Source organism: Caulobacter sp. (genome assembly GCF_035254145.1).
GTDB lineage: Bacteria > Pseudomonadota > Alphaproteobacteria > Caulobacterales > Caulobacteraceae > Caulobacter.
On sequence record NZ_DATFAV010000083.1, the window covers coordinates 1 to 9877 of the forward strand.

Here is a 9877-nt window from a genome sequence, read left to right on the forward strand (position 1 = left end):
GGGCCCGGATCATCGCCGAGCGCCTGGCGCCGGTCGTGGCGCGAGCGCTGCAGGGGTAGGGGAAGCCTATACACATCCGTCATTCCCGCCCTTGTGGCGGGAACCCCTGGTTAGGCTGACACGTGAGACGCCAGCGGACCGCCAGCGGTCCGCCCCTCTCGCCCTTGCGGCCGATAGAAGGGTTCCCGCCACAAGGGCGGGAATGACGGATGTGTATAGGCTTCCCCTACCCCTGCAGCGCTCGCGCCACGACCGGCGCCAGGCGCTCGGCGATGATCCGGGCCCCCTCGGCGTTGGGGTGCAGGCCGTCGCGCTGCATGTAGCGCGAGACGCCGATGACGCCGGTGAAGAAATCCGGCGCGTAGAGGACGTCCAGCTCGCGGGCCAGTTCCGGATAGAGCTGGGTGAAGCGGCGAGCGTAGTCGACGCCCAGCAGGGCCGGCGCCCTCACGCCCGCCAGCACGACCCGAACGCCGCGCGCCTTCAGCCGCAGGATGATGGCGCGCAGGTTGGCCCGGGTCGTCCGCGGATCCAGCCCCTGCAACAGGTCGTTGCCGCCCAAGGCCACCACGCAGACCCTGGTGTCGACCGGCGCGCGGTCGACGCGGCTGAGGCCCGCGGCGCTGGTGTCTCCCATCACCCCGAAGCCATAGACGCGCGAGTGGACGCCCATCCGGTCCAGGGCCGCCTGCAGGCGCGCGGGCATGGCCAGGTCGGCGGCGAGGCCAAGGCCGGCCGTGATCGAGTCCCCCAGCACCGTCACCAGGGGCGGCGGCTGCTGGGCGCGCGCGGCGACGGGGACCGCCAGGGCGGCGAGACCGCCCAGCAGGGCTCTTCGGCAAGGAACGCGGAAAGAGGACTTCACCATGGTCGAACCGTCAGTAGGATCAGAACAGACTAAGATCATGCGCGTTGAACGCAGGCTGAAGGGAGAAGCGCCCATGAACCGCCGAGTTCGCGAAATCTTGATCGTCGGCGGGGCCATCGCGGCGCTGTCGGCCTGCGGCCAGAGCCAGTCGCAAACCCCGCCGGTCGGCTATGGCCCAAATCCGACCCTGCCCGAGCCGCGTCACAGCCTGATCCCCACCGTCAAGGTTTCGGATGTGGTCGGCTGGCCCGCGGGCGTGACGCCCAGCGCTCCGGCCGGCTTCCAGGTCCAGCGGTTCGCCGCCGGCCTGGACCATCCCCGCTGGCTGCTGGTCCTGCCCAACGGCGACGTGCTGGTGGCCGAGACCAACGCCCCGCCGAAGAAGGAGCCGCCGCACGGGATCAAGGGCTTCTTCGAGAAGATGCTGATGAAGAAGGCTGGCGCGGGCGTGCCCAGCGCCAACCGCATCACCCTGCTGCGCGACGCCGACCACGACGGTGTGGCCGAGGTGAAGACGCCGTTCCTGACCAATCTCTATTCGCCGTTCGGCATGGCCCTGGTCGGCGACACGCTCTACGTCGCCAACGCCGACGCCATCGTCGCCTTCCCCTACCAGGCGGGCGAGACGAAGATCACCGCCGCCCCACGCAAGGTGACCGACCTGCCGGGCGGCCCGATCAATCACCACTGGACCAAGAACATCATCGCCAGCCGCGACGGCTCGAAGCTCTACGCGACCGTCGGCTCCAACAGCAATGTGGGGGAGAACGGCATCGAGAACGAAACCGACCGCGCGGCGATCCTCGAAGTGGACCTGGCCACCGGCGCCAGGCGCGTCTTCGCCTCGGGCCTGCGCAATCCCGTCGGCCTGTCCTGGAACCCGGCCAACGGCGAACTGTGGACCGCCGTCAACGAACGCGACGAGCTCGGCAACGATCTCGTCCCCGACTACATGACCTCGGTGCGCGAGGGCGGCTTCTATGGCTGGCCCTACAGCTATTACGGTCGCCACGTCGACAAGCGGGTCAAGGACCGAGACCGCCGCCCCGACCTCGTCGAGCGCGCCATCGTTCCCGATTACGCCCTGGGCGCGCACACCGCCTCGCTGGGCCTAACCTTCTACGAGGGCGCCCCAAATCAGGAGGGAGGGTTTCCAGCTCGGTACAAGGGCGGAGTGTTCGTGGGTCAGCACGGCTCGTGGAACCGAAAGCCGCAGGCTGGCTACAAGGTGATCTTCGTGCCCTTCGGCGGCGGCAAGCCCGCGGGGCCGACGGAGGACTTCCTGACCGGCTTCCTCGACGCCAAGGGCAAGGCCCAGGGCCGTCCCGTGGGCGTCACGGTCGATCCGTCCGGCGCGCTGCTGGTGGCGGACGATGTGGGGAACGCGGTCTGGCGGGTCAGCGCGAAATAGTCCCTCTCCCAACGAAGAGAGAGAGGCTCCTTTACGGAAACTTGCACAACGAGACTAACTCGCCGTAGGCTCCTTCAAAACCTGGGAGGATCCACCGATGAAACTTGAACGCCTGCCGCCGGTGCGGACCTCGCTGTCGCCCACCAACCACCCGTACATGACCGGCCCTTGGACGCCATTGCACGAGGAGGTCAACGCCTGGGACCTCACGGTGCTGGAGGGCGCGATCCCCGTCGACCTGGACGGCGTCTATCTGCGCAACACCGAGAACCCCGTCCACGACCCGCTGGGCCGCTACCACCCGTTCGACGGCGACGGCATGATCCACCAGATCGAATTCAAGGACGGCGCGGCCGCCTACCGCAACCGCTTCGTCCGTACACGGTGCTTCGAGGCTGAGCAGGAAGTGAACGAGAGCCTCTGGGGCGGGCTGATGGACGGTCCTGGAACCTCCAAGCGCCCAGGCTTCGGCGCCCACGGCGGCCTGAAGGACAGCGCCAGCACCGACATCGTCGTCCACAACGGCGAGGCGATCGCCACCTTCTACCAGTGTGGCGAGGCCTATCGCCTGGATCCCCTGACCCTGGAGACACTGGGCGTCGCCGCCTGGGCGCCGCTGGACGGGGTGTCGGCCCATCCCAAGGTCGACGAGGCCACGGGAGAGTTGTTGTTCTTCAACTACGCGAAGGCCTGGCCGTACATGCACTACGGCGTGGTCGACGCCTCTGGGAAGCGGACGCTGCTGCAGCCGGTGCCCCTGCCCGGTCCTCGCCTGCCGCACGACATGGCCTTCTCGTCGAAATACGCCATCCTCAACGACCTGCCGGTGTTCTGGGATCAGGACCTGATGGCGCGCGGCATCCACGCCGTGCGCCTTCACAAGGGCGTGCCCAGCCGCTTCGCCCTCGTCCCCCGCCACGGCGGCGAGCCCCGCTGGTTCGAGGCCGAGCCGACCTACGTCCTGCATTGGCTGAACGCCTACGAGGACGGCGACGAGGTGGTGCTGGACGGCTACTTCCAGGAAAACCCGATCCCGCGCCCGCTGGAGGACGCTCCTGACGGCCACGGCCACCTGATGGCCTATCTGGACGAGCACAGCTTCCGGCCCAAGCTGCATCGCTGGCGCTTCAACCTGAAGACCGGCGCGACCACCGAGAAGCACCTGGACGATCGCATCCTGGAGTTCGGGATGTTCAATCTGAAATACGCCGGCCGACCCTATCGCTACGCCTATTCGACGACCACGCGCCCGGGCTGGTTCCTGTTCAACGGGTTCGTCAAGCACGACCTGGAAACCGGCGAAAGCTGGTCGATCGCCCTGCCCGACGGCCACTACGCCAGCGAAGCGCCGTTCGCCCCGAAGATCGGCGCCAAGGACGAGGACGACGGCTATCTGATCAGCTTCCTGATCGACGAGAACGCCGGAACCTCGGAATGCGCCATCATCGACGCCAAGCGCTTCGAGATCGTCTGCCGCCTGGCCCTGCCCCACAAGATCAGCAGCGGCACCCATAGCGTCTGGGCGGGGCGGGAGATGCTGCGGGGTTAGGCCCCGCGCTCGCGGGGCCTCGGTCCTAGTGGACCGTCGGGCCGCGCGGGATCGGCTTGCGCCACAGCTGCGTGGTCAGGGCGTTGGCCAGGCCGACCCAGCCGAGATCGGGCGCGGTGCCGCCGCCGACCTTGCGCGCCTCGATCGCATACGCGGCGGAGGCCGCCAGCGAGGCCGTCGCCGCGCTCAGTTGGCCGCCCAGGCGCTTGGCGCCCAGGCCCAGCCACAGGGCGTTGAAGCCCTGCACCAGGCTCCAGATCGTCAGGGCCCGGGTGCGGGCGGGACTGGACGGGGCGTTCCAGGTCCGCAGGCCCGACAGGGTCATGGCGATGAACAGCGGCGGCAGGATCAGGCTGGTCAGGGGCTTGGGTTGATGAGCGACCGGCTCGTGCATCTCGGCGAACTCGACGGCGTACATCTCGTCGTCCAGCACCTTCTCGTGCCGCCGACCCATGGCCAGAGCCGCGACGATCGCCCCGCCGGCCAGAGCCGCGCCCAGCGCGATCTGAGCCACGGGATGGGGGCCCTCCCGCCGCTCCAGCTCGAACGCCTCGCGGCCGGCCAGGGCGCGTTCACGCGACTTTCCGTGGGCGATGTGCATGGCGGGACTCCTCTTGAACTCGCAAGGTCAAACAGCCCTAGCTGGGCCTTGGTTCCAGCCCGGACGGGCAAGGCCCATGATGGCGTGATCCTGGCGCGGCGCCACCTCAAAACGGTCGCCGACGATCCTCGCCCAGAGCGCGAGCCTGCGACAATTTAACGCAGGCGCGCCACTCCACTTGCAGGCGATCTGCCGTCAAGGCCGCGCTTTTCGTAAAAATCACCCCTGGCGACCACCATAATTGGGTAAAGGCGCCGCTTACGATTAAGAGGCGGTTCACTTCCGAGGAGGATTCTCCCGGACCTGTATCACGCGCGAGGGGTGGGGGCGCCATGCGTCTGAAGTTGTCCGGGGCCATGAGCCTGTTCGGCGCGGCCCTGGCGGTCGGCCTTGTTCTGTTGACCGCCGGCTCGTGGAACGCCATCGCCAACCAGCGGATCGGCGGGCCGCTCTACCGCCAGATCGTCGCGGGCAAGGACTTGACCGCCGATATCCTGCCGCCGCCGATGTACGTGATCGAAGCCTATCTCGACGCTCAGACGGCCTATTACACGCGTACTCCGGAGTCCGCCCAGTGGGCCGCCGGCGAGCTCAAGCGCCTGCGCGGCGAGTACGAGGCGCGCGTCACCTATTGGCGCACGACCGACGTGGATCCCGCGGTGAAGCAGGTCCTGCTGGCGGACTCCGACGGGCACGCCAAGAGCATGCTGGACGCGGCCGACCGCCTGGTGGCGGCCGTGGCGGTCGCCGACCAGTCCGGGGCCGACGCCGCCTATGGCGAGCTCAAGACCGCCTACGCCGCCCATCGCGCCCAGATCGACAAGGCCACGCCCCTCATCGCCGCCGACAACGCCGCCGTCGAGGCCAACGCCCATCGCAAGCAGATCTGGGACCTGGGCCTGATGGCCGGTCTGACCCTGCTGCTGGGCGCGCTGGTCATCGGCGGGATCTGGGCCATGCGGCGCGCCATCGTGCGTCCCCTGGAAGGGATCACCGCCTACATGGCCGACCTGGCGCGCGGCGACTACGAAGCCCCCGTGCCGTTCGCCGATCGCACGAACGAGTTGGGCGAGATGGCCAAGGCTATCGCCGTGTTCCGCGAGAACCTGCTGGAACGTCAGACGCTGCGCGAGCGCGAGGACCGGGCGCGCCTGGACGCCGAACGCGACCGCGCGGTCGCCGAGGACGAGCGCCGCCTCGCCGAGGAGAGCCGCCGCGCGGCCCTGGACGGCCTGGCTCATGGTCTGGCCCAGTTGGCCGCCGGCCAGGTCGGGGTTCGCCTGACCCGCGCCTTCGCCGAGGACTACGAGCGCCTGCGCCAGGATTTCAACGCCACCGCCGAGACCCTCAACGCCACCATGGGCGACATCGGCGCCTCGTCGCGCGGGGTGCATGTCGGCGCCGCCGAGATCGCCCAGGCCGCCGACGACCTGTCGCGCCGCACCGAGCAGCAGGCCGCCAGCCTGGAAGAGACCGCCGCCGCCCTGAACCAGATCACCGGCGCCGTGCGCCAGGCGGCCGACAACGCCGGCCGGGCCAACGGCATGGTCGACGCCGCCCGCGAGGAGGCCCGCGCCACCGAGATCTCGGTGCGTGACGCCGTCACCGCCGTCCGCGAGATCGAGACCGCCTCGACGCAGATCGGCCAGATCATCGGGGTGATCGACGAGATCGCCTTCCAGACAAACCTCCTGGCCCTGAACGCCGGGGTCGAGGCCGCGCGCGCCGGCGACAGCGGCAAGGGTTTCGCGGTCGTGGCCCAGGAAGTGCGGGCCCTGGCCCAGCGCTCGGCCGACGCGGCCAAGGAGATCAAGACCCTGATCGGCGCGGCGACCGACAAGGTCGAGGTCGGCGTCACCCTGGTGGACCGCACCGGGACAGCGCTGGGCAGCATCATCGAACGGGTCGGCGAGATCTCGGTCGTGGTTTCGGAGATCGCCAGCGCCGCCCAGGAGCAGGCGCTGGGCCTTGGTCACGTCAACACCGCCGTGAACCAGATGGACCAGATGACCCAGCAGAACGCCGCCATGGTCGAACAGACCACCGCCGCGGCCCACTCGCTGAAGGGCGAGGCCTCGCGCCTGGGCGAGCTGGTGGAGAAGTTCGAAACCCAGACCGCGAAGGCGGCTTAGGGGCGGCTGGCGGAGCCCGCGCCCTACGAAGAGGGCAGCTCGCCCATGGCCGACTGCAGGTAGTTGGCCTCGCCCAGGGACTTCACCAGCGACAGCTGGGTCTCGAGGAAGTCGATGTGCTCCTCGGTGTCGCTGAGGATCTCGCGCAGCAGCTCGCGGCTGACATAATCGCGGGCCTGCTCGCACTGGACGATGCCGGGGATCAGGGTCTCGCGTCCGCCCAACTCGACCTGGAGGTCGCTGTTCAGGCATTCGGGGACGTTTTCGCCGATCTTCAGCTTGTGCAGGTCCTGGAGGTTCGGAAGTCCTTCCAGGAACAGGATGCGGTTGATCAGCATGTCGGCGTGCTTCATCTCGCCGATCGACTCGTCGTAGGTGATCTTGCCGAGGCGTTTGAAGCCCCAGTTGTCGTACATCCGCGCGTGCAGGAAGTACTGGTTGACCGCCGTCAGCTCGTTGGTGAGCACCGCGTTGAGCAGTCGGATGATGCTGGGATCGCCCTGCATGACGGCCTCCTGGGATTCGTCTTCGGGCGAACCTGGGGCATGCGGCAGGCGGCTTCAACCGGATTATGCGCGACTGTCTCGCGCTCTCACGGAAAGTCGCGGGCGCCGCGCCGCCTATTCGGCCGCGTAGGCCATGGCCTCGCGGTTTTCCTGGATCATCTGCCGCATCTCGCAGACGCACTTGGCGCACTGGGCCTGACAGCCCTGGTGGCGGAAGATGTCGGCGGGGCGCTGGGCGCCGTCGTCGATGGCCGCGCGCACCTGGCGCTCGCGGATGCCGTTACAGTTGCAGACGTACAAGGCAGCGCCCTACCGACCTGAGTTTCATTCTCATCTAGCTGATCGTATCGACTTTTGCAACTGACTCTCACTACGCTTCATCGCGACCTAGGGTCGCGGGGATCCCCCCAGAGGGGAAGGTGGTCGCGAAGCGACCGGAGGGGGAAGTGGGCGCGCTGAACTAAGCCCCTCTCCGTCGCCCCTTCGGGTCGACACCTCTCCCACAGGGAGAGGATTTCCTCTAAAGCCACCCCATGACGTCCGCCTGCCGCCTCTACCTGATCACCCCGCCCGCCCTGCCCGACCTGGCCGCGTTCGGCCGGACCCTGGCCCACGCCCTGGATGGCGGTGACGTGGCCGCCCTGCAGATCCGCCTGAAGGGCGCGCCCGACGACGTGGTGGCCGCCGCCGTCGACGTCCTGGGCCCGATCGCCCAGGCGCGCGACGTGGCGGTGATCCTGAACGATCGCCCCGACCTGGCCGCCCGCCTGCCGGTGGACGGCGTCCACATCGGCCAGGACGACATGCCCTGCAAGGAAGCCCGCAAGCTGATGGGCCAGCGGATGGTCGGGGTCACCTGCCACGACAGCCGCCACCTGGCGATGGAGGCCGCCGAGGCGGGGGCCGACTATGTCGCGTTCGGCGCCTTCTTCCCCACCACGACCAAGGACGCCCCGACGAGGGCCGATCCCGAGATCCTGACCATCTGGCAGGAGACGATGGAGACGCCATGCGTAGCCATCGGCGGGATCACCGCCGACAACGCCGCGGGTCTGGCCACGGCCGGCGCCGACTTCCTCGCCGTCTCGGCGGGCGTCTGGGCCCATCCGGAAGGTCCGGCCGCCGCGGTCGCGGCGCTGAACGCGGCCATCGCCGAAGGTCTGGCGGCCCGTAAGTAGAAGCGGGTAATCGCGCCGTCTTGTGACGCGCCGCACACAGGCCTAGCGTCGTCTCCAGCGAACAAGAACTGGGGAGGGCGCTCGATATGAAGCGGCTCGTAGTGTGTTTGCTTAGCTTACCGGCCCTGGCCTTCTCGACGGCCGCGGTCGCGGAGACCTGGAAACTCGCGCCGGGCGAGACCAAGACCTATTACGACGCGGATTTCACCGGCGTGGATCAGGCCACCGGCCTGGTCGTCACCCGCATCGCCGAGGGCAAGCCCAACGGCCCCTACAAGAACTGGCCGGCCAGCAAGGGCCCGATCCTGCTGTTCGCCCTGGACTGCGCGGCCGACAAGTGGATGGACCTCGGGATGGACTTCGACGGGACCAAGGGTCCGCCCAAGGGCTGGCGCAAGGAAGCCAAGATCGAGGACATCTCGGGCGCCGTCGGCAAGGCGGGCAAGCTGCTCTGCGAGACCAAGGACACCCTGCCGAAGCTGGACCTGCCGTAAAGTCGCTCAATCTGCTCCGTCATTCCCGCCACAAGGGCGGGAATGACGGGAGGTGGGTTGGGCCTTGGAAAGAGATGGGCGCCACTCGCCACGCACTTGGCGGAGATCGCCGCATTTAGGCCCACCTTGCCTTCGCGCCTGTGGACGACTAGGTTCCGCGCCCGTTCTTTCACACCGTCGACCTACCGCTCCGCCGCCGGACTTTCCGGCCGGCGTCGACGGCTTTCATTGAGGATAGTCCGCCCGTGGCCACGCCTTCCGCCCTTCTGAACGTGATGATCGACGCGGCCCGGAAGGCCGCCCGCGGCCTGGCTCGCGACTTCGGCGAAGTCACGGAATTGCAGGTCTCCAAGAAGGGCGCGGCCGACTTCGTCTCCAACGCCGACCTCAAGGCCGAACAGACCCTGTTCGAGATCCTGACCAAGGCCCGCCCGGGCTATTCGTTCCTGGGCGAGGAGCGGGGCATGATCGAGGGCACCGACAAGACCCACACCTGGATCGTCGACCCGCTGGACGGCACCACCAACTTCCTGCACGCCATCCCGCACTTCGCGGTCAACATCGCCCTGCAGCGCGAGGGCGAGATCGTCGCCGGCGTCACCTACAACCCGATCAGCAACGACCTGTTCTGGGTCGAAAAGGGCAAGGGCGCGTTCCTGGGCGCCGAAAAGCGCCTGCGCGTCGCCGCCCGCCGTCATCTCGACGAGACCATCCTGGCCACCGGCATCCCGTTCGCCGGCAAGCCGGGCCACGGCCAGTTCCTGAAGGAGCTGCACCAGGTCAGCCAGAAGGTCGCCGGCGTGCGCCGCTTCGGCTCGGCCGCCCTGGACCTGGCCTGGGTCGCCGCCGGCCGCTTCGACGCCTATTGGGAGCGCAACGTCCAGGCCTGGGACGTGGCGGCGGGCGTGCTGATGATCCAGGAATCGGGCGGCAAGGTCAGCACGATCGACGAGAACGACCACGACGTGATCGCCGGCAAGTCGATCCTGGCCAGCAACCAGGACCTGCACCCGCAGATCCTGGAGCGCCTGCGGGCGGCTTAGGAGCCAACCCCTTCCACCGAGGCCCGGCGATCGATCCGAAGAATGTCGCCGGGCTCGCAATCCAAATACTCGCAAATCTTCTCGAGCGTCTCGAA

At 68.4% G+C, this 9877-nt stretch carries 11 protein-coding genes and 1 pseudogene; 6 read left to right on the forward strand and 6 right to left on the reverse strand.

Going from position 1 to position 9877, the window contains the following annotated elements; genetic code table 11:
• Positions 1–113 precede the first annotated feature (113 nt).
• Both VJ655_RS04570 and VJ655_RS04575 read right to left on the reverse strand, forming a co-directional pair.
• Positions 114–209, reverse strand: a pseudogene (locus VJ655_RS04570) (hypothetical protein); the annotation flags it as partial.
• Positions 210–226: 17 nt separating this feature from the next.
• Complete coding sequence (locus tag VJ655_RS04575) at positions 227–868, reverse strand: arylesterase (RefSeq protein ID WP_324109884.1); 642 nt, start codon at positions 866–868, stop codon at positions 227–229.
• A 73-nt stretch (positions 869–941) separates the two neighbouring features.
• Here VJ655_RS04575 and VJ655_RS04580 point away from each other — a divergent pair, with 73 nt between their 5' ends.
• Positions 942–2279, forward strand: coding sequence for a sorbosone dehydrogenase family protein (locus VJ655_RS04580; protein WP_324109885.1), 1338 nt, complete (start codon positions 942–944; stop codon positions 2277–2279).
• Positions 2280–2376: 97 nt separating this feature from the next.
• Positions 2377–3828: a carotenoid oxygenase family protein gene (locus tag VJ655_RS04585; protein ID WP_324109886.1), complete on the forward strand. Its 1452-nt coding sequence runs from the start codon at positions 2377–2379 to the stop codon at positions 3826–3828.
• A gap of 25 nt (positions 3829–3853) precedes the next feature.
• Here VJ655_RS04585 and VJ655_RS04590 read toward each other — a convergent pair whose 3' ends face one another.
• Positions 3854–4429: a tryptophan-rich sensory protein gene (locus tag VJ655_RS04590; RefSeq protein ID WP_324109887.1), complete on the reverse strand. Its 576-nt coding sequence runs from the start codon at positions 4427–4429 to the stop codon at positions 3854–3856.
• A 332-nt stretch (positions 4430–4761) separates the two neighbouring features.
• Here VJ655_RS04590 and VJ655_RS04595 point away from each other — a divergent pair, with 332 nt between their 5' ends.
• On the forward strand, positions 4762–6561 hold the full coding sequence (locus tag VJ655_RS04595; RefSeq protein WP_324109888.1) for a methyl-accepting chemotaxis protein: 1800 nt from the start codon (positions 4762–4764) through the stop codon (positions 6559–6561).
• Positions 6562–6584: 23 nt separating this feature from the next.
• Here the strand turns inward: VJ655_RS04595 and bfr are convergent, their stop codons facing one another.
• On the reverse strand, positions 6585–7067 hold the full coding sequence (gene bfr, locus VJ655_RS04600; RefSeq protein WP_324109889.1) for a bacterioferritin: 483 nt from the start codon (positions 7065–7067) through the stop codon (positions 6585–6587).
• A gap of 114 nt (positions 7068–7181) precedes the next feature.
• A complete protein-coding gene (locus VJ655_RS04605; RefSeq protein ID WP_324109890.1) occupies positions 7182–7367 on the reverse strand; it encodes a (2Fe-2S)-binding protein in 186 nt (61 codons plus the stop codon).
• Positions 7368–7600: 233 nt separating this feature from the next.
• On the opposite strand from VJ655_RS04605, the gene thiE reads away from it, so the two are divergent.
• From thiE to VJ655_RS04620, 3 genes are all read left to right on the forward strand, one after another.
• On the forward strand, positions 7601–8245 hold the full coding sequence (gene thiE / locus VJ655_RS04610) for a thiamine phosphate synthase (RefSeq protein WP_324109891.1): 645 nt from the start codon (positions 7601–7603) through the stop codon (positions 8243–8245).
• A gap of 86 nt (positions 8246–8331) precedes the next feature.
• Positions 8332–8739: a hypothetical protein gene (locus VJ655_RS04615; protein WP_324109892.1), complete on the forward strand. Its 408-nt coding sequence runs from the start codon at positions 8332–8334 to the stop codon at positions 8737–8739.
• 245 nt (positions 8740–8984) lie between these two features.
• A complete protein-coding gene (locus VJ655_RS04620; RefSeq protein ID WP_324109893.1) occupies positions 8985–9782 on the forward strand; it encodes an inositol monophosphatase family protein in 798 nt (265 codons plus the stop codon).
• On the opposite strand, the gene VJ655_RS04625 is transcribed toward VJ655_RS04620, so the two are convergent.
• The coding region (locus VJ655_RS04625) for a helix-turn-helix domain-containing protein (RefSeq protein WP_324109894.1) at positions 9779–9877 on the reverse strand (99 nt) is incomplete at its 5' end. The two genes, VJ655_RS04620 and VJ655_RS04625, sit on opposite strands and share 4 nt — an antisense overlap.